The sequence below is a fragment of the Blastopirellula retiformator genome, assembly GCF_007859755.1.
GTDB lineage: Bacteria > Planctomycetota > Planctomycetia > Pirellulales > Pirellulaceae > Blastopirellula > Blastopirellula retiformator.
Genome location: NZ_SJPF01000004.1, coordinates 426194 through 449689, shown reverse-complemented (window position 1 = coordinate 449689; position 23496 = coordinate 426194). Strand labels below are relative to the sequence as shown.

The 23496-nt window shown below is 61.4% G+C and carries 20 protein-coding genes; 8 read left to right on the top strand and 12 right to left on the bottom strand.

The annotated features are described in order from the left end of the window. Positions 1-187: 187 nt before the first annotated feature. The 4 genes from Enr8_RS17785 to Enr8_RS17770 are packed head-to-tail and all read left to right on the top strand — an operon-like array spanning position 188 to position 5056. Positions 188-1504 carry a hypothetical protein gene (locus tag Enr8_RS17785; protein ID WP_146434031.1) on the top strand — a complete coding sequence of 439 codons (1317 nt, stop codon included), beginning with the start codon at positions 188-190 and terminating at the stop codon, positions 1502-1504. Continuing rightward, entirely contained in the window at positions 1504-2655 is a 1152-nt protein-coding gene (locus Enr8_RS17780; RefSeq protein WP_146434029.1) for a P-loop NTPase family protein, read from the top strand. The genes Enr8_RS17785 and Enr8_RS17780 overlap by 1 nt, the downstream gene beginning before the upstream one ends. 6 nt (positions 2656-2661) lie before the next feature. Beyond that, on the top strand, positions 2662-3480 hold the full coding sequence (locus tag Enr8_RS17775) for an ExeA family protein (protein ID WP_146434027.1): 819 nt from the start codon (positions 2662-2664) through the stop codon (positions 3478-3480). Positions 3481-3538: 58 nt separating this feature from the next. Beyond that, the gene (locus Enr8_RS17770) at positions 3539-5056 is read left to right on the top strand and encodes a glycosyltransferase family 39 protein (protein WP_186767723.1); all 1518 of its coding nucleotides are present in this window, start codon (positions 3539-3541) and stop codon (positions 5054-5056) included. Here the strand turns inward: Enr8_RS17770 and Enr8_RS17765 are convergent. The 4 genes from Enr8_RS17765 to Enr8_RS17750 all read right to left on the bottom strand — a co-directional run bounded on the left by Enr8_RS17765 (position 5053) and on the right by Enr8_RS17750 (position 9217). Further along, positions 5053-6123, bottom strand: a complete 1071-nt coding sequence (locus tag Enr8_RS17765) for a hypothetical protein (RefSeq protein WP_146434022.1) — start codon at positions 6121-6123, stop codon at positions 5053-5055. The genes Enr8_RS17770 and Enr8_RS17765 overlap by 4 nt on opposite strands. A gap of 121 nt (positions 6124-6244) precedes the next feature. Further along, on the bottom strand, positions 6245-7033 hold the full coding sequence (locus Enr8_RS17760) for a metallophosphoesterase family protein (RefSeq protein ID WP_146434020.1): 789 nt from the start codon (positions 7031-7033) through the stop codon (positions 6245-6247). Beyond that, a complete protein-coding gene (locus tag Enr8_RS17755; RefSeq protein ID WP_146434017.1) occupies positions 7030-7932 on the bottom strand; it encodes a radical SAM protein in 903 nt (300 codons plus the stop codon). The genes Enr8_RS17760 and Enr8_RS17755 overlap by 4 nt, the downstream gene beginning before the upstream one ends. A gap of 7 nt (positions 7933-7939) precedes the next feature. Continuing rightward, the gene (locus Enr8_RS17750; RefSeq protein ID WP_146434015.1) at positions 7940-9217 is read right to left on the bottom strand and encodes a hypothetical protein; all 1278 of its coding nucleotides are present in this window, start codon (positions 9215-9217) and stop codon (positions 7940-7942) included. Between the two features lie 262 nt (positions 9218-9479). On the opposite strand from Enr8_RS17750, the gene Enr8_RS17745 reads away from it, so the two are divergent. After that, complete coding sequence (locus Enr8_RS17745; RefSeq protein WP_261342471.1) at positions 9480-10616, top strand: protein-glutamate methylesterase/protein-glutamine glutaminase; 1137 nt, start codon at positions 9480-9482, stop codon at positions 10614-10616. Between the two features lie 168 nt (positions 10617-10784). Here Enr8_RS17745 and thiO read toward each other — a convergent pair whose 3' ends face one another. Genes thiO through Enr8_RS17730 form a run of 3 tightly spaced genes read right to left on the bottom strand, consistent with a single transcriptional unit; the run spans position 10785 to position 12873 of the window. After that, on the bottom strand, positions 10785-11957 hold the full coding sequence (gene thiO, locus Enr8_RS17740; RefSeq protein ID WP_186767722.1) for a glycine oxidase ThiO: 1173 nt from the start codon (positions 11955-11957) through the stop codon (positions 10785-10787). Next, the gene (locus Enr8_RS17735; protein ID WP_146434010.1) at positions 11954-12628 is read right to left on the bottom strand and encodes a TIGR04282 family arsenosugar biosynthesis glycosyltransferase; all 675 of its coding nucleotides are present in this window, start codon (positions 12626-12628) and stop codon (positions 11954-11956) included. The genes thiO and Enr8_RS17735 overlap by 4 nt, the downstream gene beginning before the upstream one ends. A gap of 5 nt (positions 12629-12633) precedes the next feature. Continuing rightward, the gene (locus Enr8_RS17730) at positions 12634-12873 is read right to left on the bottom strand and encodes a glutaredoxin family protein (RefSeq protein WP_146434008.1); all 240 of its coding nucleotides are present in this window, start codon (positions 12871-12873) and stop codon (positions 12634-12636) included. A gap of 373 nt (positions 12874-13246) precedes the next feature. Here Enr8_RS17730 and Enr8_RS17725 point away from each other — a divergent pair, with 373 nt between their 5' ends. The 3 genes from Enr8_RS17725 (at position 13247) to Enr8_RS17715 (ending at position 18016) form a co-directional block, all read left to right on the top strand. Further along, positions 13247-14968: a serine/threonine protein kinase gene (locus tag Enr8_RS17725; RefSeq protein ID WP_146434006.1), complete on the top strand. Its 1722-nt coding sequence runs from the start codon at positions 13247-13249 to the stop codon at positions 14966-14968. A 284-nt stretch (positions 14969-15252) separates the two neighbouring features. Beyond that, positions 15253-15960, top strand: coding sequence for a hypothetical protein (locus tag Enr8_RS17720; RefSeq protein WP_146434004.1), 708 nt, complete (start codon positions 15253-15255; stop codon positions 15958-15960). Positions 15961-16108: 148 nt separating this feature from the next. Next, on the top strand, positions 16109-18016 hold the full coding sequence (locus Enr8_RS17715; RefSeq protein WP_146434001.1) for a c-type cytochrome domain-containing protein: 1908 nt from the start codon (positions 16109-16111) through the stop codon (positions 18014-18016). Positions 18017-18042: 26 nt separating this feature from the next. Here the strand turns inward: Enr8_RS17715 and Enr8_RS17710 are convergent, their stop codons facing one another. The 5 genes from Enr8_RS17710 to Enr8_RS17690 all read right to left on the bottom strand — a co-directional run bounded on the left by Enr8_RS17710 (position 18043) and on the right by Enr8_RS17690 (position 23277). After that, positions 18043-18912, bottom strand: coding sequence for a dolichyl-phosphate beta-glucosyltransferase (locus Enr8_RS17710; protein WP_222434897.1), 870 nt, complete (start codon positions 18910-18912; stop codon positions 18043-18045). Positions 18913-18926: 14 nt separating this feature from the next. Next, positions 18927-20459 carry a glycosyltransferase family 39 protein gene (locus Enr8_RS17705; protein ID WP_146433997.1) on the bottom strand — a complete coding sequence of 511 codons (1533 nt, stop codon included), beginning with the start codon at positions 20457-20459 and terminating at the stop codon, positions 18927-18929. Between the two features lie 306 nt (positions 20460-20765). Then, positions 20766-21098, bottom strand: coding sequence for a hypothetical protein (locus Enr8_RS17700; protein ID WP_146433995.1), 333 nt, complete (start codon positions 21096-21098; stop codon positions 20766-20768). 246 nt (positions 21099-21344) lie between these two features. After that, positions 21345-22010: a hypothetical protein gene (locus Enr8_RS25550; protein ID WP_186767721.1), complete on the bottom strand. Its 666-nt coding sequence runs from the start codon at positions 22008-22010 to the stop codon at positions 21345-21347. A 130-nt stretch (positions 22011-22140) separates the two neighbouring features. After that, positions 22141-23277, bottom strand: a complete 1137-nt coding sequence (locus tag Enr8_RS17690) for a tetratricopeptide repeat protein (protein ID WP_222434896.1) — start codon at positions 23275-23277, stop codon at positions 22141-22143. Between the last annotated feature and the right edge of the window lie 219 nt (positions 23278-23496).

Sequence of the window (23496 nt, the reverse complement as noted above, 5' to 3'; positions counted from 1 at the left end):
TTGCCAATAAAGCGACAAGGTTCGTCCGAAAAGCGGTTTCCGCAAAACTTCGCCTAGCCGGCAAAGTCAATTTTTCTTATCTAACGCTCAAGATCTGCAGACTCGCTGCCCGATCCGAAGAGATGACGGACCAGAAATACGCCAAGATGGCGTCGAGACTGTGAAAATAGGCAAGGAAGCCAAGACGATGACCAACACGACAACCCCCACAGACGCGGAGCCGAAAGCCCAACTGGTGCCGGCGCTCCCCCGGGTTTTGTTGCGTATGCCCGACTTGGCGGCTCCCCCGAAGCCGCCTGCCGCTCCGCTGGCCGTCAATGATGACGTCGATCAAGAGCCGCTCGTCGCAAACGCACCCTCGGAAAAACCTGCCCCCCCAACGCATCGCGTGGACGCCGCTCACACGCCGCGCGGCCCGCACTCGCCCCGCCGGCCGGTCAGCGAACGTCCGGCGCCGGGAATATCGGCCGCGGCGACGCCCCCCAATCGAACTTCCGCTAGCTATCGCAAGCCGCTGTACGAAGGCGCCCAAGGGCGTCGCGAGCGGATGAAAGCGACCAAGGCGCCGGTGTGGCGCACGCGGTTGTTTTTGGCGATGATCGCCGGCGTGTTGATCTGGGGAACAATCACGATTTCGACCGGCCATCGCGGTAAGAATAACGATCCGGCGCCTGACTCGCTGGAACTGAGCCCCGACATCCAGCTCGGCCAGCAGAGCGAAGCCCCGGATTTTGCCCCGGCGATTGGTTTGGATGCGGAAGATCCCGCCGAACACATTCATATGGAAAAGATGGAGCCGGCGATCACCGCGTCGGACGAAGTCGCTCCGCCGCTGCAAGATGGCGGCGGTCAGACGGCGCCCAAGTTCAATCCATTCCCAGAGCCAAACGGCGCCGACGAAGCGTCTGCCCCGCGAGCTTCGCTGGGAGGCTCGGTCGCCGGTCAGGCCAACCCACGCAGCACTCCGCCGATCAGTTCGGCCGACTTGCTGGGGGGCGCGACCAGCCCCGAATATGAAGTCGCCACGCGACCTGGCCAACCGCCCACCGGCACGTCGTCGTACGGCGCGTCGATGTACGGTTCTGGCGGCGGCGCCATGCAAACGCAGTACAACAACGCCGCGCCCGCCAACCGCAGCAATTCGGAAACGCCCTGGTATCGGCAAGAGCCGCGCGGTAGCGCCGCCGGTGGAAGTGCGACCGGCGGCAACGCAACCGGCGAGACCTCGCCGGCGGGTCGTCCGATTTTCGATCAAGGGGCCCAGGCGCCATCGGTACAGCCGCAAACGGTCCATCCGACCGCTTCGCTAGGGCGCCCCGAGCCGGTCTCGCCGACCACCTCCGGCAGCCGCTATGGTCAACAAGGGCTGAACTCCACCGACTTGTTTGGCCCGTCGCCGAGCGTCAGCGACGCAAGATATTACGCACCAGGCGATCCTGCCGCCGATCGACCGGCTCAGGCTCGTTTGAACGGATTTGAAGACCCGATGGGGAGGTTGCGTTAATGAGTTCTGTAGATCGAGCCTTCATTCGTGCGTACGGCCCCGAAGTTCCGACCTCGGACGATCCCGCTGCCGAATATTCCCGCAGCGTTCCCGTCTTTCCGGGCGGACCGACGGTCGAACAACTGTATGAGTGGCGGAAGAAGGGATTGCGGATCGACTTGCCGGGTTCACCGACCAACGAGGGTGATCTAGGCGATTTGGCCGCGGAGTCGGAAGAAGACGAAGCCCCAACGCCGGAAGCGTCGGTCTTTGACGCGTCAGCCCAAAACACGGCCGCCGTCGCCGCCGCCGTCGATCGCATCTTGAAGCGGGTCCGGGCCGAAAAAGAAGCGGCCCCGCCGGTCGCCGAAGTGTCCCCTGCCCCGTCGCCGCCGAAAGTCAACAAGCCGGAAGCCAAGCAACCGGCACCCGAGAAATTGGCCCCCGAGAAGCAGCCTGCCAAGTCGATCGCTCCCCCTGCGGGCAAAACCAGCGATCGCCTGGAATGGGAAAGCATGCTGACCACCAGCAGCGCCGCCCCGAAAAACGTGACGTTCCGTCCGCAGTGGGAAGCTCCCCGGTTCGCCTGGCCGGCGACGATCGAGATGCTTTTGGAACGGGGCTTTGAAGGCTTCGCCGAAGTGCGGGATCGCCTGACCGAAGTGAGCGGCCAAGGAAAGAAAGTGGTCGCCGTCTACAGCTTCGCCGCTGGCGAAGGTTGCTCGACGTTGACGCTCTGCCTGGCCAAGATGCTGGCCGGCGGCGGTATGAAAACCGCCATCGTCGACGCCAGCGACACTAATCCCGAGTTGGCCACCCGGTTGGGCGTGCGGGTCGAACATGGCTGGGAAGCGATCGCCGAAGGTGGTCCGACGGTCGAAGATGCGGCGATTCATTCGGTCATCGACGATCTGACCCTGGCGCCAAGCCTGGCGAAAGGAACGCCGGAGAAACTCGATCAAATGCTGCAGAGCATGAAAGGGAGCTACGACATGATCCTGGTCGACGTTGGCCAGGTCCATGACGTGCCGAACAAAGTGAGTCAGATCGACGCCGCCATGATCGTTCGCGATCTGCGGATCTCGGACGACTCGCAGGTGGCGGAAGTCGTGCGGCGTCTGGCAGGCGCCGGAATTTCGATCCTGGGCGTCACCGAAAATTTCGTCGGTTAAAAAGCAATGTACGAAGACTACTGGAATCTGAGCACTCGCCCGTTTGAAAATACGGCGATTCCGGCGTTCTACTACCCGGCCGAGTCGGCCCAGGGAACGTTGTTGAAATTGCGGTACGCGGTCGAAAATCGTCGCGGCGCGGCGCTGCTAACCGGCGGCGAAGGGCTGGGGAAAAGCTTGATGGCTTCTCTCTTGCTGCAGCAACTGCCCGAGCAGTTTACGCCGAAGGTCCACGTCGTCTTTCCGTACATGCCGGCCGACCAACTGTTGGCCTACATCGTGCGCGAGCTGGTTGGCGTTGAGCAATCGGCCACCACGTCGATCGCCGACAGCGTCCAGGCGATCCGCCGCGGACTGAGCGAGAACACCAAAGCGGGCAACCATGCGGTGCTGGTCATCGACGAAGCTCACCTGGTCGCCGATTTCAACGCCCTAGAAACGTTGCGGCTGCTGACCAATCTGGAGACCGACGGGTTGCTCGACCTGACGCTGCTGTTGGTCGGCCAGACCGAGATCTTACCGGCGCTGAAGCGGACCCCGGCCTTTGAGACGCGCCTGGCGGTCAAATGCATGGTCAAGCCTTTGTCGGCCGACGAAACTGCGTCCTATGTGCTGCATCGTCTGACGACGGCCGGGGCTCGGCGAGAGATTATTGAGGCCGCGGCCCTGGCGCGACTGCACGAGATCACCGGCGGCGCCCCACGGCGGATCAATCGGCTGTGCGACTTGGCCCTGTTGATCGCCTTCGCCGAAGAGCAAACGGTGATTTCGGCCGAGCAGATCGAAGCGGTCAACGAAGAGCTGGTCGCCGTTTCGACCGATTAGCGAAATTAGCTCTCCCAGTCCACTCCCTCGCCATCGATCCGCGACTACAATCTATCGCGTGACCGATTCGCCTTTCTCCTGGAATGTCCCTCTCGCCAGTCGCCTGTTTTGGCGATCGCTGTTGCTGATTGCGCTGTTGGGACTGGGGCTGCGGCTGCTCCCCTTGCGAGAAAGTCTCTGGCTCGACGAACTGCATACGGCCTGGGTGATCGATGGCGACGTCAGCGAGATCCCCCGCCGCGCGATCGAAGGGAATAACGGCCCCCTCTTTTTCTGGCTCGAGCGGCTGGTTGTCGAGCTGTTTGGCGCCAGCGAGTGGACCTTGCGGATGCCATCGGTCGTCTGCGGCGTGACGACGTTGGTTCTGATCGGCGTTTTGGTGCGGCGTTGGAGCGGATCGGGACTGGCCGGCATTACGGCAGCGCTGCTGGTCGCCGTCGACCGCGACATGGTGTTTTATGCGACCGAGGCTCGATCGTACGCCGCGGCGCAGCTAGGCTGTTTGTTGCTGTTCGCCCTGACGATGCGGCTGTGGCGCGACTTTGATCGGCGGACGGCGGTGCTCTGGACGCTGACGGCGGCGCTCACGATCCATTTGCATTTGACGGCGGCATTGCTGGTCGCCGCTTGTTTGCCGCCGCTGTTGTTGGCCGCTTGGGGACATCGGGCCTGGGGACGATTGGCGTTGATGTTGGCCGGGCTGGGCGTCGGCCTGTTGCCCCTTTATCCGCAGCTGGCGCTCGTCTACTCGCGACGGCTCAACTGGACGCAGTTCATTCATGCCGGATCGTCGTTTCGAATCATCGAGATCCTCCCGATCATTCCGTTCGGGCTGGCGCCGCTGGCGATCGCGCTGGTCGGCAACAAGCTGCTGCCAGGCCGACAGGCGGACGAACGACAGCGAAACTGGACCGCACATTACGTCTGGACAATCTTCGCCACGCTGGCGCCGATTGCGGTTGCGTGGTACGTCACCTACCTCGAGATCACGCCACTGTTTTTGCGACGGTACTTGATCGGCAGTCAGGCGATGTTGTTTGTCTGGGCGGGGCTGAATGTCGCCCGGATCGAGTTCCGCGGTCTCCGCATCTTGGTCGCGGTGACGATGGCCAGTTCGATCTTCTTCTTTCACCTGCCCGATCACTGGACCCATCAGCGGCGGCAAGATTGGCGAGGAGCGATCGCCACGATCGACCAGTTAGAACTGCCGCCGGAAGCGACGCTGATGGTTTCGTCGGGCTTGATCGAATCGAATGAGCTGGTCGCCAACGACGACGCGCTGGCCGACTTCTGTCGGCTGCCGGTCGCGGCCCTGTATCGGCCGCAGACGCCGTTTCCCCAGGTGATCCCGCTTCGCAATGGCGATCCCGAATTGCTGCAGCCCTGGCAGGCCGACATGGTCACCGAGCCGCAGACGATCGTGGTGATGGAGCCGGGCGATCCGGCGTTTGCCGCCGAGTTGGCGGTCAAAGCGGCCCAGTCGCTGCCATGGGCGTCGACTACCCGCATCTTGCCGGGACATCGCGGCATGCGGGTCGTGTTGGTGACGCCGGCGGAAGAGTCGGCCAGCGACTAGCGGCCAAACTGCAGTTGCAGTTCGTCGAGCACGCGTTGCAGCCGCTCGATCTCGGCCTGGGTCGCTTCATCGACCTGGCCATTCTCGACGCGCTGGCGAAGTTGCTCGGTGCTGGCGCGGAGACGTTCGATTTGCGGCGGCCGAATGCCAGGGGCGACCGGCGGGGCCAGGCGACGCATTTCCTGCATCCGCTCTTCGTGCTGAGCCCGCATCTGCTCGACCATCCGTTGATGCTCGGCCCGCATCCGGGCGAAGTGTTCGTCCATTTCCATCATCGGCTGCGGAATTGGCAAGCCGCCCATTCGCATCGGGGCGAAGAAGCGGTTGTCGCCGATCATCCCTCCGCCCAGAGCGCCGAGGCCGCGGGCCTCGTACTTTTCGACCAGTTTCGCCGCTTCGGGATGTTCTTCCCGCAACTGCTGCAGATCGTCCGCTTTGGCGGTTTGCTTTTCGCCGCCCCCTGCTTGCCACTCGACCTGGATCGGTCCGTTCGGATCTTTGTTGATCACCACTTCCAGATCGCCATCGGTCACTTTCATTTCTTCGCGGCCGTTGTTGCGGACGGTCGACATGCTGAAGTTGCGGCGTGCGCCGAAACCTGGCTGCTCGCCGATCCGGTGACGAACGTCCGGCAGCTGCAGGCGACCGGGAGCGGATCGCAGCGACTGCGTCGCGGTTGCGGCCAGTTTGGCGGCGGTGGCGTTGTCGCCGTTGGCGATGTTCTGCAGCGCCTGTTGCGCGGCCGCGCTAACCATGCGGTCTTCGCTGGCGGCGAACGACTTGAGGATCTCGATCGACTGGGCGACCCGCTCGCCGGCGCCATCGCGGCACGCTTCTTCCAGCGGAGCGATCGCCGCGGCGCCAGCGTCACGCAGCGCGTCGGCCGCTTCCCGGCGTTCGGCAAAGGTGTCGCTGTCCAGCTGACGAATTGCCCGACGGATAGCCCGGTCGGTTTGCTCTGCAGCTGGTTGGGGCAGTTGCTGAGGCGAGCGATTCTCCGGTTCGGCCGCGACAACCGGCAGACTGGCCAGCAGCAGCGACAGGCAGGCGAAAACTCGTGTCGACATCGGCTAACGCTCCCAAATGCGTTGAAAGTTGTTTACGATCTCTTCAATATAACGCTTACAATCGGCGGTGCGAGTCTCGAAATTCGGACCGCTCTCGGCCAAGTGCGACTTTGCCCCAAATTTAATATCGCCCAGTGCGGCGCTCTTTGGCGGGCAATACCTCTAGGCAGGTCGTCCACCAGCCGGTCTCGACCGTTTCGATAAACTCCGGCGGAAGCCGTTCGGCCTGCATTTCTCGGCTCAAACGGCGAAAGTCGTAGGCCAGCGGCACAAACTGCCAGCGGATACCGGCCTGAGCGTCGATGGTGACGATTGTGTACCAAACCTCGGTCTGGCCATTGTTGGCCGGCCGACCTAAGGCACCTACGTTCACAAACGCCCCGCGGTTCGCTAGCTCGCGCCCCCAATGAATGCCGGTATGGGTCGCCAGAATCAGATCGGCTTGCCGCTCCTTGCAAAGCCAGTCCAAAAAGGAAGTCGACGTCGTCGATTCCCATAAAAATTCGTTGGTCCGTCGCGGGCTACCATGACAAAGTAAGATTCGCTTCCCTTCGATCTCTAGCTCGATCTCGGGAGGGAGCGTTCGCAGGTAGGCGCGATTGTCGCTGGAGGTGTTCTGCAGCGTGTAGTCGTAGCTGATCTGGGCAAAGTGGTTGTCGCGGGGATCGGTGTAGCCGCATTGGCAATCGTCGAGGCCATGACCGATCGAATCGTCATAGTTTCCGCGAACGACCTGGATTGCGTGATCGTGCAGCAGCGGAAAGACCCGATCGGGATGGGGCCCGAATGCGCCGAGATCGCCCAGGCAAAACATCTGATCGACGCCGCGCCCCTTCGCGTCGGCAATCGCCGCCTCGAGCGCTAGATAGTTGTTGTAGACGCCGCCAAAGTAGGCGATTCGCGTCGTCATGATCCGTTCCCTGTTCCCGCCGCGGTCGAAGGATTGGCGCAGATCGATCCAAACTGATAGCACGTGAAGCAGGCGCCATGCGCTAGCGGAAAAGGACGTAGCGACTCGGCCAGCGTTTCGCCCAGTAGCGAATCGGGCGCTTCGACCAGAATCGGGCAGACGTGGACGCCGCGGTCTGAGACGACGCGGCTATGCTCGCATACCAGCTGCGTCGCATCAAAGCCGGCCCACATCTCGGCGGTGATCCGATCATGCTGGCCATAGCCGCACGAGCGGGTCTCTTCGGCGCCCAACTGCAGCGTCGGCAACAGCTTGATTCGCGGACGCGTGTAGCCGATGTCGCGCAACACGGCGGCGAAGTTGGCGACCACTTCCGCTTCTTCCGCGTCAGGCCAGGTCCGGACCGCGGTGATGATCGGCAGAAAGTCGTGCTCGACCAGCAGCTGCACGCCGCGCATCGCGCGATCAAACGTACCGGCGCCGCGGATCGGATCATTGGTCGCCGGCGAGAAGCCATCGATGGAAACGCGAAACTCCAGCGAGTAGATGCCCTGATCTTCGGCGGACCACAGTTGCTGCAGCCACTGGGCTTTGAGGACGGTTCCGTTGGTCAGCACCGTGACGGGACCGTAGCGAAGCGCCGCGATTAACATCGGCACGATCTGTGGATGCAAAAAGGGTTCGCCGCCGGTGAAATAGAACTCTTTGACGCCTAGCTTGGCCGCTTCCTGCAAGCGACTTTCGACTTGCTCGAGCGTGAGAAAGCCAAACGTGTCGTTCTTGGGATGGCAACTGACGAAGCAATGGCGGCAGGCCAGATTGCATCTGAGGCCGGTCACTTGAAACCAGAGCGCATCGAGATGCGACGGATCGACTTGGGGAGATTCGCCGGAGGGCACGCGGACCTTACTGGGGATTGGCAGGCAGGAACTGTCGGTAGAGATCGAGATTCTCGCGATCGCCGATGATCGTAAAGAGCTGCTGGATCTGCTTCAAGCCGTTCTGAATCAGGAACTGCGAATTTCGCCCGTAGCTTTTCGCTCCCAAGACATAGAAGTCGGGCTCGGGATTAACCAACAGCTGCGCTTCGCCGGTTGGCTGCGTCAAGCAATCGGCCGACTCGGGCTCCATCAGCTTGGCGGCCAGTTTCAGCGGGCCTTCGGTCGCATAGCAATATTGCACTTGCAGCGAACGGGTCAGGTCGGTGTTGGGGACATAGCCGACGTTGGCGATGACGCGATCAAACTCATGCATGCCCGGCTTCTCACCAGCCAAGGTGACCTGAAAGCGATCGCTATGCGCGTCGTAGTGAATGCCGGTGACCGGGGCGTGCGGCCAATGGACGACATGCGGCTCGGTTTTGGCGGCCAGTTGGTTCGCTTGCACCGCCAGGCGATCGCGGGCCGACAGCGAGTCGTTTTCAAACCGCCGCATCGGACCTTCCGCATCGGCCTGGTTCGCTTTCCGCGTGATCCAGGTAACCTGCGTATGAAGCGCCTCGCGAGCCAGTTGCCCCAACGCACAAACGTTGGTCGCCGCCGAATAGCCGGAGCCGATCACCAGCGTATGTTTGCTGGCGTACTTGTCCCGCTCGCCGACCAGAATGTCGGGCAGGCCAAACTCGACATGCGGGCGAGCCGCCAGTTCGCCGGTCGCCGGCACGCCGTCGCCGCCGATCCAGCTGGCCTGGCCGAACAGTCCGGTGCAGTCGATCAGCACATCGCTGCGATCGATCTTCTCTTGGCCGTCGCTATCCACCAGCACCACGATAAAGTCGGCGTCGCGGCGGGCCTCTTCATCGACCATGTCCGATTTGGAAAGTCCTGCACGGCCGACGGCGATCGCTTTCCAGCCGCAGTGGAGACTGTCGGCCAACAAGTCCGACTCGGCCAGCGGTTGCAGATAACGGTCGACATACTCGGCGCCGGTTAGCAGCTCGTCTTCGGCTGGCAGCGAGAAGTCGTCGTCCGCCTGGGCGGCCAAGGCGCTGCGGCCCAGCGGCGAACTGTTCATGCCGAACGGACTGAACAGCGGGACGCCGCCCCAGCGACGAATCGACTCGGCCGGGCGACCTTGCTCGTACAGCGCCACTTCATAGCCCAGAAAACGTGCGTAAAGGGCGGCTTCTAAGCCGATCGGGCCAGCGCCGAGAATCGTGATTTTCGCGGGAGCGTCGACAGACATGCGGATAGCGATCGAAACGGTGAGAGGGATTAAGTCAGTCGTAATACGCCCAGCGTACCGATTAGGGCGAAAATTGGGAACATGACGCCGCCAAAGGAGCAAGATCGTGGGGGATTGCCAACGTATTTTTGCGGATCTCTGCAACTGCCGCCCTCGGTTTACAGAAACGCGCAAAACGCGTCCTACTTTTGATTGTCGATTTTTGTAAAGGGGGTAGGTGCGGCGACAGCTTTCGTCGCGTGATATTTCGATTGAGCAAGACATGGCAGGAAAAACCACACGTGTGCTGATCGTCGATGACTCCGCGCTCATGCGAACGCTCATTGCCGATCAGTTGGCCGATGTCGGCGGCATTGAAGTCTGCGGCGCAGCCAGCAGTGGTCAGCAGGCCCTGCAAATGATGAAGCAAAAAGAGCCGGACGTGATCACCCTCGACGTGCAGATGCCGGGGATGGACGGACTGGAAACGCTCGATAAACTGCTCGCGATTCGCCCCATTCCGGTGATCATGGTCAGTGCGATGACCCAGTTGGGCGGCGACATCACGCTCGACGCGCTCGAACGGGGCGCCTTCGACTATGTCGCCAAGCCGGAAGGTCTGGGCGCCGCCGAGTCGGTGATGCGCGACGACCTGGTTCGCAAGATCCGCTCGGTCGCCGATACCGACGTGGCGAAGGTGCTCGAGATTCGCCGGGCCCGCGCCGAGGTTCGCCGCAAACGTCGCGCCGCCGCCGGAGTCACGAAAAAAACAAGCGTTGTCCGGCCAAAACAGGCCGAACCGGTGGTCGCCAACAATTGGCCCTGCCGCTGCATCGCGATTGGCATTTCGACCGGCGGCCCCCCCGCGTTGACTTCGCTGTTCGAAAACCTGCCGGCCGGATTGCCGCCGATCGTGATCGTGCAGCACATGCCGGAACAATTCACCCGGGCGTTCGCCAAGCGGCTCGACTCGATCTCGCAAGTGAAGGTCAAAGAAGCTGAGACCGGCGACATGCTGGAAGCGGGTTGCGCCTACGTCGCCCCCGGTGGTCGGCACCTCGAGATTCGCCGCCATACCCGCAGCCAAACGCGGCTGGAAGTGTTTGACGCCGACCCGGTCAGCGGACATCGTCCGTCGGTCGACGTGATGATGCGTTCGGCCGCCAAGGTGTTTGGCGACACTTGCCTGGGCGTGGTGATGACCGGCATGGGCCGGGATGGCTCGGACGGCTGCAAAGCGATTCGCAAAGGAGGCGGTTTCGTGCTGGGCCAGGACGAAGCGAGTTCCGACATTTACGGCATGAATCGCGTCGCCTTCATCGAAGGAAACGTCGATAAGCAGTTCGACCTGCAAGACGCCTCGGCGACGATCGTGCGCGAAGCGAAACGGCTCCGCAACGGCGTGGTGTCGGCTCGCTAAAACCCGCCTAGCAGTCCGTTGATTTTCTCAACGGGCTGCGTGATCGCACGGATGCGATCCCAAAATAGCGACGTAAGTCGTTATTTTGCGAGCCGCGAGGAGCTATGCTCTGAGCCTGGCGAGGTTGAAAAATGCCACGATGGCATTTTTCAACAGGCAGTTAGCGTTCTAACTGCGATCGACGCGAAACGGCGAAAGATCAAACTCCACTTCAACCTCCCGAATCAGCCGGCCGAGCAACACGGCGGTCCCGGGCGAAAGATGCAGGCCGCTGCGAAAATGTCCTGCGGCGACGTACGCGTTGGCGATGCCGGGCATTGCGCCAATATAAGGTATCCCGTCGATGCTGGCCGGGCGTAGGCCCGCCCAGCTTTGCCGGATCTCGGCCGTTTCTAGCCGCGGCAGCAACTGACAGGCGAACTCCCGCAGTTCACGGGCGATTTCGTTCGTCGTCGAGCAATCGAAGCCTGCCTCTTCGACCGTCGAGCCGACCAGCACCAGTCCATCGCGCCGCGGAACCAGATACCGCGGCCCTTCGTTCAGCGGCGCCGTGAAGAACCGCTCGCCGGCGTCGAGCAGCAGCATCTGCCCGCGGATTGGTTCGATGTCGGGCGTTTTCGCGGCGTGCGTAAAGCCAACTTGGGCCAAGAGCGCATCGGTCAAACGCTGCGACCAGGCGCCGGCGGCGATGCAGTATTTGTCGGCGGTGACGCTCCCTTGGTTGGTCGTCACGGCGGTGATGCGATCGCCGGCAAGCTGAAAGTCGACCGCTTCGACATGATCAACGAAGGTCACGCCCCGCTGCGAGCAAGCCTGACGCAGCGCTTGCAGATGTCGCGGGTTGCGAACGATCGCTTCATCGGGCAGATGATAGGCCGAGCGGGCTTTTAGCTCGGGCGCTAGATCCGGGACGCGAGCGTGGAGTTCTTCCGAACTGATCCGCTCGACCGCGATTCCCTCTTCGGTCCATTGGCTGACCATGGTGGACAGCGCCGCCGCTTCCCCTACTTTGCGGGCCAGATAGTAGCCGCCAGAGCGCTCGTACTCGTTGTCGATGCCGGTTTCTTCGCGCAGGCGGACCGACCACTCGGCGTGCAGTTGATGACTAAGGGCCCGCAGTTGTTCCTGCGGCTCAACCGCCGCGCCGATCGTGGCCGGGGGCAACAGGCCAGCGCCAGCCCAGGAGGCGGCTTTGCCGATTTCGCCTTTGTCGAGCAGCGTGACCGAGAGGCCATGCGTCGCCAGTTCGTAAGCGAGCGAAAGGCCAATCGCCCCGCCGCCGATTACAAGGCAGTCAGCGTGGGAAGAGCAAGTCGAAGTAGGTTGAGCGTCAGAATTCACAGGGGCGGGCAATCGGCGAGAATCAAATTCAGCTGAGTATGCAGGGCACGTAGATCAGGATCGGCGTCGCATTCCGGCGGTTCGGCCAGCAGCCGCTTTAGGTCGGATTTATCATCGACATCGTACCATGTTGGGGTCTGGGCGGTTCGCAGGTTAAGGGAGTCGCACTTGGCGAGCGTTTGCTCCAAGACGTCCGACGTGCTCCAGGCGATATCGGTAAACAACGCATCGCACCGCTGACGCAGCCCTATTAAGTAGTATCCCCCGTCGACGGCCGGGCCCAGGACGACATCGTGATCGTCCAGGTGGCGAAACGCGGCTCGCACATAGTCGATCGGCAAATTCGGGCTGTCCGAGCCAATCAGCAGCGTCTGAGTTGCGCCGCCCCCTAGTTGCGTGGCGAAGTAGTAAGTGATGCGATCCCCCAGATCCCCTGGGGCTTGCGGCGTCACCTGCCAGGCATCGCCCGCGACGGCGGCGAAGGCTTGCGATTCGGTCGAGGGAGAAAACTGCAGTTCCCGCCGATCTCCCAGGTGTCGAAACCGCGCAAGCGAGGTTTGCACGAACAACTGGTGCACCGCCGCGGCGGCCGCCATGCCGATCGTCGCCCCCAAACGGGTCTTCACTTCGCCGGCTCGCCAATACTTGGCGAACATCCCCAAGACTTCCATCGTGATTATGCTTCGACCGACGCCAACAACCGCCGCAGGAGGACTTCATTCACTTTGCCCCGGAAGCGGACCTTGCCGTTGATCTCGACGACCGGGATGCAGCAGCCGTACTTTTCCTTCAGCTGCGGGTCTTCGTCGATGTTGACCGGCTCGGCGACGATGCCGTGGCGCAGCAAGATTTGCTCGGCGTCTTCGCACAGATGACAACCAGGCCGGGTAAACAGTCGCGTGTGGTAAGCGGTCATGATTGGCGCCCTTAGGGGGATATGTGTTAAGATTTGGATAACTTGCGGAGCGCTATCTTGGATTTCTTCCCCAATTTGAACATGAATCAGGGGATCGGCAAATAACCGGACGATTTTGCCAATGTTAAGCCGAAACGCAATTATTTATACTGCGGGGAACAGGTTGCAGTCGCTATCTCCACTAGCAGTCCGTTGATTTTCTCAACGGGCTGCTGGATCGTAGGGATGCGATCCCAAAATAGCGACGAAAGTCGTTATTTTGCGAGCCGCGAAGAGCTATGCTCTGAGCCTGGCGAGGTTGGAAAATGCCACGATGGCATTTTTCAACAGGCAGCTAGCGAGGCGCCTGAATTCGTGATTCCTTGGGCTTGAGATGAGTAACATTACTTCCGAACGTTTCATTGAACTTGCCGGGCGATCACAACTGATCCACCCCACGCAATTTGAAACCGCCGTTGCTGAGCTGCGCGCTCAAAACGGGGGAGAATTGCCGGAAGATGTGCAGCAGACGGCCGATTACTTCGTCGCCAAGAAGTACATCACCACCTGGCACCGCGAGAAGATCCTGCAGGGGAAATACAAGGGTTTCTTCCTCTCCAAGTACAAGCTGTTGGGCCATTTAGGGACCGGCGGCATGAGCAGCGTTTACCTGGGCGAGCATACGGTGATGCAGCGCAAGGTGGCGATCAAAGTGCTCCCCCGCAATCGCGTCAAAGATTCGTCCTATCTGGGTCGATTCCATCTCGAAGCGCAGGCGGCGGCTCAACTGGACCATCCCAACATCGTGCGGGCCTTCGACGTCGATAACGAAGGGGATACCCATTACATCGTGATGGAGTACGTCCCGGGGTGCGACTTGCAGGTCTTGGTCCGCGAGAAAGGTCCGCTGGAAGTCGAAACCGCGGCCGACTACATCGCCCAAGCGGCCGACGCCTTGCAGCACGCCCATCAGCGGGGTCTGATCCACCGCGACATCAAACCGGCCAACTTGCTGCTGGACGATAGCGGCGTGGTGAAAGTCCTGGATATGGGACTGGCCCGGTTCACCCGAGACGACGCCACCTCGCTGACGCTCGCCAATCAAGAGAGCGTGCTAGGCACGGCCGACTATCTGTCGCCGGAACAAGCGGTCAACAGTCACAAGGTGGATGGTCGCGCTGACCTTTATAGTCTCGGGTGCTCGCTCTATTTCCTGTTGGTCGGCCATCCGCCGTTTCCGGACGGCAGTCTGGCGCAGCGGATTGCCAAACACCAAACGATCAATCCCGAGAAGCTGCGGAAGTTGCGCCCCAATTGCCCTGCTTTGCTGGCGAAAATCTGCGAAAAGCTGATGATGAAGAAGCCGGAGCAGCGGTATCAATCGGCCAGCGAAGTGGCCGTCGCCCTCCGAGATTGGCTGAAACAGCGACGCAGCGGCGCTGACGAAGAACTGACCGTCGCCGGTGAAGAAGTCGAGCTGCGGCAAGCCAAGGCCGAAGGGGGCAAGTCGGGCACGGTCGCCCCGTCGACGATGCCCCGCGTGGCCGAACTGCTGGAAGAACTGGACGACGGCAACTCTGGCATCCTCAATTCCGAAACGGTCCGCGGTCAACGCGTTGAAACCGATGCCGGCCTCTCCAGCGCCGGACGCTCCAGCGCCGGCCTCTCCAGCGCCGGTCGCGGCAAGCCGTTGCCGGTGGCGCGGGCGCTGGATGACGATTTGCTGTCGTCGATGTCCGATCCTGGCGCCAGCGGGGTGTTGGATGTTAGCATCGCTGATCCGCTAATGACGGCCGGCGAGAGCGTCGGCGGCGCGACGATGATCTCGCGCGAAGCGCTGCAGAACCGCGTCAGTGAGAAAGAAGCGGCCCGCGATAAACGCTCGCGATCGAAGTCGCACGGCAGCAGCGGCATCAACCTGAACTTCGCTGGCGTTCCCGCATTCATCTGGATTGCCATTGGACTTCTGTTCTTATTGATTGGCGTGCTGTTATTTTTGATGCTGCAGAAGATCGAAGACGAAGATACGCCGGCGCCGACGCAGAAAATGGGCTTCGAAGTGTCGCACAATGCTGGCGATTACTATCCCAGCTGCCTCGCCGAGAGGGTCTCTTAGTACCTCTGTCGGGCTGCTTGCGAGGCAGTCAAAGCGGCGAATGTTGGCCATCTGAGGCGGCCGATCTGGCTGTCCTGTTCGCTGTAAGTCTTGTTTTACAAGCGACTTGCGTATATTGCTTGAAATCGTGGTCGCTGTCCACGTACCATAGGTGAGTCGAACCGCAGGGACGCAAACGGCCATACCGGCGTTGCTGCAATCTAGCTGATCGAGCACGCCAAGCGTTCCCATTCATTCGTCGTTCACAAGACCTCAAACGTCGTTCCGTTTCAAAAGTCAGACGCATGGCGCGATCCAACCACAACAAGCTGATTCGAGCGAAAACGAAGCGCGTATCCATTCCGCGCGATTTTCGTACCGTCGGCCAATTGCGGAAACGGGCTTGCGGCGAAACGGGCAACACGACCGACGTTGGCTTCTCGCCGCCGGAAGATTGGCACGAGCCGCAAGGCGAAACCGGCGCCCGGTATCGCGTGATCACGCAAGATCCGGGGGAAGGTTTCGTGCACGTGGTGAGTGAGCAGGACGTCCGTGATCGCTTGGCGAAGTTGCCCTCGTGGATGCTGGAGCCGCTGGAAGTCGTGCAGCTAAGTCGCTTGACTCGTAAGAAGTTAAGCTATCCGTGCTACGGCATGCAGTGGGGCTCGGCGCTCTATCTTTATCCGATGGACGAGACGCTGACCGAGTATTTCTACACTCCACCCCGCCCTGCCCAAGTGGTGGAAGCGAAGATGTACGGGGCGAAGTGGGAAGGTGGCGACGACGGCGAATGGCGGTTGGTCTGGACGCAGGAGGCGATCCGCGACTTCTACCTGAACAACGTCCTGATCCATGAACTGGGGCATCTCCTCGATAACCGCAATACGAGCTACGTCGACCGTGAGCGGTACGCCGAATGGTTCGCTATCGAATATGGTTATCGCCCCACCCGTCGCCAGTCGCTGGCGGCGCAAGCGGCAAAAAAGGTCGTACGACGGCATCATTCGAGCTGAAGCAGGCTCGATTTGTTGAAATACAATCGCCGAGGCCGTAATTTCTGAGTACAACGGGGGTCTGGCTTCGCTTCGAAGAAGTCGGCAGGGATGCGTCGGACATCCTGCCAAATACGACTAGTCGAGAAAGCTGCATAAGGGGCCCTAGATGAGAGCCTTTCACCTATTGGCGAAATTCGCGGCCTGCGCCGCTTTGACGGCGATTCTGCTATCCCCCTGGACGCTCGGCGCGGCCCCGACGGACGAACAGCGGAGCGAAGTGCGCGATCTGAAGGTCGAAATCCGCAAGGCTTCCAACTTCCTGAAGCAAGGGAGAGTGGCCGAATCGACCCAGACCGTCAAGCTGATCATCGAACGCTTGCAGCGGCTGGAAGGGGTCGACCCCGAACTGCAGGAAGGGGTGGATCAGCTGTTTGAGTCGCTCGCCCCGGCCCACGCGCTACTAGAGCTGGAAGGGGTTACCCTGCCGCGAATGCGCAACGCCGCCGTCGCCCAGCCGACCGAGATGATGGCTCCGGCAGTGCCTGGAACGCCGACGCCGCCGGCCAGCACGTTGCCGACCATGTTCCCGGCGACCAATCTCAGCTTTACCAAACATATCGCCCCGGTGATCGTCGCCCGCTGCGGCAACTGTCACGTCAGTGGGGCCCGCGGCGGTTTCAGCTCTTCCAGCTACGAAGTGCTGATGAAAGGTCCGGCCGAAGGGGTTGTGATCTTCCCCGGTCAGGATGGGAGCCGCTTTGTTGAAGTGATCGAAACCGGCGACATGCCGCGCGGCGGCCAGAAGGTGTCGCCAGCCGAACTGACGGCGCTGAAAACCTGGATCAAAGAAGGCGCCAAGTTTGACGGCGCCGACCCAAAAGCGAATCTCGCGTCGCTGGCTCCCGGCGCCGCTCCGATGCCGATGCCGCGGTTGGAAGTCGCCAGCGCCAGCGGCAACGAGAAGGTCAGCTTCGGTCGCGATATCGCGCCAGTGCTGGTCGCTCGCTGCGTCAGCTGCCATGACCAACGGAATCCGCCGGGTGGCTTCAGCCTGGCGAGCTTTCAGACGATGTTGCGTGGTGGCGACAGCGGCGCTCCGCTCACCCCCGGTAAGCCGAACGAAAGCCTGTTGATTCAACTCTTCAAGGCGCCGGCGCCCGATCGGATGCCGCGCAACGGTCCGCCGCTGACCGACGACCAAATCAGGAAGTTTGAGACCTGGATCACCGAAGGCGCCAAGTTTGACGGCGACTCGCCGACTTCGTCGATGCCCCGCGTGGCCGCCTATGCGTTCGCCAAGAATGCGACGCACGACGAACTGGCCAAGGCCCGCGTCGAAACCAGCAAGTCGAAGATTCAGCTTGGTCTGCCGGGCGTGGCGATGTCGACCTCCGACCGCAAAGACGTCTTTGTGATGGGCGCCTTGGGGCAAGAGGCGAATGACGAGTTCGCCGACCAGGCCGAAAAAGCGGCCGATGACGTTCGCCGCATCTTGAAGGCCCCGGCCGGTCAGCCGCTGGTCAAAGGACGCGTCTCGCTCTTCTTGGTCAAAGCGAAGTACGACTACAACGAATTCAGCAAGATGGTCGAACGCCGCGACGTTCCGCCGCAATGGCAAGGCCACTACTGGTACGACGTGACCGACGCCTACGGCATGGTGCAATTGCCGGTCGGCGACGCGTACGATCTGGATGCGATGTTCGCTCAGGTCATCGCCAGCAACTACGTCGCCAGCCTTGACGCTCCCGATTGGTTCGCCGACGGCGTCGGCCGAGTCGTCGCGTCGCGCGTCTCGGGCAAAGACCCTCGGGTTGTCGAATGGGGGAACCAACTGCAGTCGGCGGTCGGCGCGATGAAGAAGCCGGACGACTTTGTGCAGAACAAGTTGGCGCCCGATCAGAACGGCGCCGTCAGCTTCGCCTTCATGAAGACCCTGATGGGCCGCGGTCAGCAGTTTGACGCGTTGATGCAGGCCCTGCGAAAAGGGATGCCGTTTGATCAGGCGTTTGCCGGCGTCTATGGCAAACCTCCGTCCGACGTCGCCAAGGCGTGGATCGCCAGCGGCGGGCGATAAACCAAGCCGCTACTGTAGAACTTCGATCAAGCCGACGCTTTTCGCGTCGGCTTGATTTTTGCGCGGACGCTGTGCGGCGCGGCGGGCCATGGGGCCGAAGCGTCCGCCGCCGTTTCGGGCTCCGACCGCAGTTCGACGGCCCGCTCTTTCCAGCGCCGCGAGAGGAAGTATTCGCGGTAGATCATCGCCAGGTCGCCGATCGCCAGCAGAAAGTGACGCGGCCGCAGCTTCGAGCCCGGGATCTCGCGCCACGACTCGAGCGGCAGTTCGTAAATCGCATCGCGTACCGCCAGACGATCGCCGGCAATCCGCAGTCGGGCGAAGACCTCGACGTCAAAGATCCACCGCGACAGGAACGGCGTCGCGAACAGAAACCGTGCCAGCTGGTTGCTGCGCAGCAGCTTGGCGCCGCACTGGGTATCGGCGATCGCGATGCCGAGCATCGTCGAGGCGACCCGGGCGAAACCACGGCCGATCCAGCGGCGAATCCGTTTGCGCTGGATGGCGTGCCCGGCCAGCGGAAGTCGCACGCCGATCGCCATCTGGATCTCGGGGCGTCTTGCGAGCGCTTCCTGCAGGCGACGACATTCGGCCAGCGGCGTCGCCAGGTCGGCGTCGAGAAAGCCGATCAGTTCAGCCTCTTGGTCGAGGGCCTGCAGCATACCGACGCGAACCGCTTCGGCTTTGCCTTGGTTGTGCGGCAGGTCGATCGCCATGAATCGATCGGGGCGGCGACCGGCGAACTGATGCAGGATTTCGCTGGTTGCGTCGCTGCTGCCGTCGTTGACGAACAGAAAGTTGATCTCGGGATTGGCGACGGCGAATGCGTCGAACGCGGCGAGATCGATCCGATCCGCTTCGTTGTAGCACGGGATGACGAACAGAGACTGGGGCACTCGGTGGTCTTCCATTAACGCCGCGTCGGCAACTCGGGCGAGGCGATCCGCGGGGCGGTTTGCGGCTGTACGACCGCCATGCCGACGCGCAGCGGCGGTCGATCGTGATTCTTCGTCCAGGCGAACTCCACCGGCGGCAGGATCTCGGCGTTGGGATACTGTCGCTTGATTTCGGCCTGGTAGTTTTCGCCGGCGGCGGTCAGTTCCCAGACGATGACGCCCCCTTCGGTCTGCCAGACGTTTGGCTCGGTCCAGCGGGGGCGATCGTGATCGATCTCGGCCGCAATCGCGGGTCGCTGCGGATGGTAAACGTTGACGTTGGCGGCCAGCCACCAGTCGCCGCCGAGGTTTTCGAGTGGTTGATCGGTGCGCTGTGTCCAGACATGTTCGATTTCGGCCGCCAGACGTTGGCCGGGATAGTCGACGCGGAGCGGCAAGTTGACCATGCCATCGCCGACCAGGTTCCGCGTTCCCAGGCCCAGGGCGAACAACAGGCCAGTCAACGCGGATGCGTAAACGGTTCGTCGCACCAGCGCCGGGTCGGCGCGGAATTCAAACCAGGCGAACAGCAGCACGCCGGTAAAGGTGAACATCGATGCGCCCCACATGCTGCGGAGATGGGCGCCGGTCAGCAGCGAATAGCCCAACGCCAACGCGAGCGGGCCGAGCAAGATCCAGCTGACGAAACTGCGGGCCAGTTGGGCTGACGGCTCAATCTGCCGTAGCCGCCATCGCCACCCGAGCATCGTCGTCGCCAGGATCAACGTCACGGCGATCGCGCCCAATTGGGCGATCAGGAACTCGGCCGGATGCTCAAGGTGATTCAGCCACGAATGAGTCGCGGAAGATCGAGCCGAAATGTAGCGGAGCGTGACGAAGTCGTTGGTGCACAGCCACCACAGATGGGGCGCCGCCAAGGTGAGCGAGACCCCGGTCAACACGTAGGGGCCAGGCGTTTTCCAACAGCTGCGGGCTTGCCGGTTGCAGACCGAAAACAACAGTGTCGCACCCAGCAACAGCGCCGCGTCGTACTTCGACAAAATCGCCGCCGCCAGGAAGACGCCGGCTGCGGCCCAGTGACGAACCTGCCCGCGCGCGATGCCGTAGTAAGCGAATAAAATGAACAACGCCCAGCAGGCCTTGGCCATGATGTTGTTGTTGAATTCAGGCGTCGTGCAGTTGTAGTAGATGCTCCCTTCCAGGATGACGGCTGCGGCCAGCGCGACGCCGGGGGTGAGGAACTGGCGCCCCATTTTCCAGGCCGCACAGAAGCAGGCGACAATGCAGACCTGGCTCAACAGATAGGTCGACCAGACCGGATCGCCGGGCAGGTACGAGGCCGCTTCGGCCGCCCAAGCGGGCAGCGGCGGATGTTTGGGATAGCCCCACTGCCACTGCTGTCCCCAATTGAGCATCTCGACATTGTCGAGGGGGCCGTTGGCCTGGGTGAAAAAGGGAACGGCGGTCCAGAGCAGCAGATGGACGATCGCGAACGTCCAGAACCAACGCGGCGAAAAATCGGGTTGGTGCATAGCTGGGGCGTTCATCGTGACAGGCTGAAATGTGGCGTAGGCGAAGCGATAGCGAGGGTTGGAATCTCTAGTTGCCGTACTTTCTAAAGAGAATGCCGAAAAACCGCTAGATCAGTTTGACTGCAAGCTAGCGGGGGCGATCTTTTGGGCGGGGGCGCCGTTGCCACGTCTGCGTGGCAATGAATGGGGCTGCCAGCCCAAAACGTTTTTGATCTGGTAGCAGTCTGAGATAGGAACCGCATCTTGGCGGAGAAACTAACGGAATGTCCAAGCACATTCATTGCCACACAGACGTGGCAATGGCGCCCGATATCGTGCGTGTTAGAGCAGTTTCCAGGCAGGCAGGATGTAGAAGAAGCCGACCGCCAGGGCCAGAATCACCAGCAGTACGCTGCTGATCTGATAGAGGGCGATGTTCAGCAGGTTGCTGGTTCCGCTGTTGACGTTGAAGCCGTGACCGCAACGACGACAGACGGCGTGCGTCAGCAACCAAGGTCCGATGTAGCCGCCCCAGTTGGTGAAATAGGGCCGCTCAAAATCGGCGTCGCCGCAATAGGGGCAGATACCGGGACCGCGGACCAGATAGTCGTCGGCCACATCGGTCGGCGACTGAAAAGGATTCTCCGGCGAGTTGTCCGCGGGCGAATGGCTCATGGCGTCATTGTTGGTAGTTCCTGAAGAATGGAACACGGAGGCGACGGCGAAGAGCACGGATCAGCACGGTCGGAAAGGAAGAGCGAATATGTTTTCTTCTTCTCTTCATACCGTGCTCGTCCGTGACAAATCCGTGACCTCCGTGTTCTATTCTTCATCATAAAACGCAAAAGCGAGAGTTGGAGAGTCCCAAAGAAAACGGCCCTCGATGGGGCCGTTTTGTGGTTGCGACTGATCACCTGGTTATTAGTGGTGATGGTGATCTTCGATTTTGGCTTTCAGCTCTTTGCCGTCGACCTTAAAGGAGACGACCGCGTCGACTTCTTCCGACAGCATGATCGTGGCCGCAAACTCGTCGGTCAGGACGAACTTGGCGGTCTTGTCGGCGCCTTCGGGGCGATCCGCCTTCGCTTCAAATTTCTTGGTCTCGCCGCCGGTCGTCAAGTTGACGGTCAGAGCTTCGGCCGCGATCGGCATTTCCTTTTTGCCGTCGGCGTCCAGCACGTAGAAGGTGATGATCTTCTCGGCGTCGGCCGGTTGTTTGCCTTCGGCGTGAACCCATTCCAGGTGAAGGTCGCCCCCTTCGAGTTCCACGATATGACCGCCGTTGGGGCCGATCTCGCCATGATCGTGGCCGGCATGTTCGTCGTGGTCGTGATCGCCATGCTCGTGATCGCCATGCTCGTGATCGCCATGCTCGTGATCGCCATGCTCGTGATCGCCATGCTCGTGATCGCCATGCTCGTGATCGCCATGCTCGTGATCGCCATGCTCGTGATCGTGGTCATCGTGATCATGGTCATCGTGATCTTCGGTCTCGGCCGGCGTCGAAGAGGTGCAGCCGATCGACATCGTCGCGCTAAAGCCGAAAATGGCGGTTGCCAACAGCAGCCCGGTCAGGGTGATACGCATCAGTCGTGTTTCCTAAGAGCAGAAAAATCGAGGTGCCGGAAATGGCTATTTGCAATTGAATGTCATCTAGGATACCGAATTCTCGGCGGCGAAAAAGATGGCTCTCGAAAGTCGCCCTGCCGCCGAGGGGCTACAAATTGAGGCCGCCGGGGGCGGCTGCGTCTTGTCCGGGCTGCGCCAGGAAAGGAACCAAGTGCGAATCGTCGGCCCCGGCCAACCGCATTCGGGCGGCCGAAAAGTACTTACGCGCCGTGGCGTGCTGGCCATCCAGGTACAAGACGATGCCGACGTCAAACAGGTTGTCGGCATTGGTCGGATCATTCAGCGTCTTGCGGGCCATCCCTTCCAGCAATGCGTTTTTGGCGAGGGGATTGCCGGCGTACAGCTCTTCTAGATTGAAATTGGTGGTAAAGATGTACTGCGGCTGAAGCTGCATGCCGCGCTCAAACGCTTCGGCGCCTTGTTCCATGCGGCCGGTCGCGACGTAGCCGAGGCCAAGCCGAAACTGCGGCGCCGCCAAGTCGGGCGCGGCGGCGACGGCGTCGCGATATTTCGCCATCGCTTCATGAAATCTTTGCTCTTTGAAGAGCCGATCGCCGAAACCGACGTAGCGCGACGCCCGTTCGCGGGCCGCGGGTTGCGACGGCTCTGGCATGCCGGCCGGTTTGGTTTCGCCCAAAGCGACCCGCAGCAACTCCGGCGTCAGCGTCGGATAGGTGGGGTTCGGCAGATCGGCCAGGTTGCCGGAGAGAAGCGGCTCCATCGCGAAGGTCCGCGGCAGTCCGTAAAACTGCTTCAGCGCTTGCGGGCCCCAACGGAGTTCGGCCGGTTCGTACGGAGGCAGATAGTACTCGGTGTATTGATCGCTGGGACGGTAGTAGACGCCGTAGGGATTCCAATAGTTGGAAGCGTAGACGGTCGACTGGTAGTAATTGGGTGACCAGCCATAGCCAGGCGTAATACCGCCGTACGCGGGATAGTACCCGCCGTAGAAACTATAGATGCCGCCGCCACCGGGCCAGTAGCCGGGACCCGCCCAACCGCGATTCCATCCACGGTTCCAACTTCCGCCGCCGCTCCAGCCGCGATTCCAGTTTCCGCCCCGGTTCCAATTGTTGGAATTGTGGCCGCTGTGGGAATGATGGCGACTGCTAGAGCCGGTTCCAAAGCTGCCAAAGGTCGGATTGTTGTTGTACTTGCCGTTGGGCGTGCCGCGCAATTCCTGGGCTTGAATCGCCATCGGGGAGGCGATCAAGATCGACGCCAAGATTAAGAGCCAAAGGATTCGGCTCCCAGATTTTCGGCTGCCGCCCATTGGATTACTGCACATTTCGTCCCCTTCCGCCGTTGGTTGCTAACGAAGCGGATAATCCGCCTAGCATTCATTATCCAATCAACGGAAGGATTCGACAAGCAAAATCGCAGGTCGAGCGGCGGCAAAAGCGGCCTTTGGGCTTAGTCGGCGGCTGCCGAAGCGCCGGCGACG

Excerpts from the sequence above, each read along its gene's own strand:
- Enr8_RS17725 (WP_146434006.1), top strand. The coding sequence starts at position 13,247 with ATGAGTAACATTACTTCCGAACGTTTCATTGAACTTGCCGGGCGATCA.
- Enr8_RS17750 (WP_146434015.1), bottom strand. The coding sequence starts at position 9,217 with ATGTCTGTCGACGCTCCCGCGAAAATCACGATTCTCGGCGCTGGCCCG.
- Enr8_RS17785 (WP_146434031.1), top strand. The coding sequence starts at position 188 with ATGACCAACACGACAACCCCCACAGACGCGGAGCCGAAAGCCCAACTG.
- Enr8_RS17765 (WP_146434022.1), bottom strand. The coding sequence starts at position 6,123 with ATGTCGACACGAGTTTTCGCCTGCCTGTCGCTGCTGCTGGCCAGTCTG.
- Enr8_RS17745 (WP_261342471.1), top strand. The coding sequence starts at position 9,480 with ATGGCAGGAAAAACCACACGTGTGCTGATCGTCGATGACTCCGCGCTC.
- Enr8_RS17775 (WP_146434027.1), top strand. The coding sequence starts at position 2,662 with ATGTACGAAGACTACTGGAATCTGAGCACTCGCCCGTTTGAAAATACG.
- Enr8_RS17780 (WP_146434029.1), top strand. The coding sequence starts at position 1,504 with ATGAGTTCTGTAGATCGAGCCTTCATTCGTGCGTACGGCCCCGAAGTT.
- Enr8_RS17760 (WP_146434020.1), bottom strand. The coding sequence starts at position 7,033 with ATGACGACGCGAATCGCCTACTTTGGCGGCGTCTACAACAACTATCTA.
- Enr8_RS25550 (WP_186767721.1), bottom strand. The coding sequence starts at position 22,010 with ATGCGTATCACCCTGACCGGGCTGCTGTTGGCAACCGCCATTTTCGGC.
- Enr8_RS17705 (WP_146433997.1), bottom strand. The coding sequence starts at position 20,459 with ATGAACGCCCCAGCTATGCACCAACCCGATTTTTCGCCGCGTTGGTTC.
- Enr8_RS17720 (WP_146434004.1), top strand. The coding sequence starts at position 15,253 with ATGGCGCGATCCAACCACAACAAGCTGATTCGAGCGAAAACGAAGCGC.
- Enr8_RS17700 (WP_146433995.1), bottom strand. The coding sequence starts at position 21,098 with ATGAGCCATTCGCCCGCGGACAACTCGCCGGAGAATCCTTTTCAGTCG.
- Enr8_RS17735 (WP_146434010.1), bottom strand. The coding sequence starts at position 12,628 with ATGGAAGTCTTGGGGATGTTCGCCAAGTATTGGCGAGCCGGCGAAGTG.
- Enr8_RS17730 (WP_146434008.1), bottom strand. The coding sequence starts at position 12,873 with ATGACCGCTTACCACACGCGACTGTTTACCCGGCCTGGTTGTCATCTG.
- Enr8_RS17715 (WP_146434001.1), top strand. The coding sequence starts at position 16,109 with ATGAGAGCCTTTCACCTATTGGCGAAATTCGCGGCCTGCGCCGCTTTG.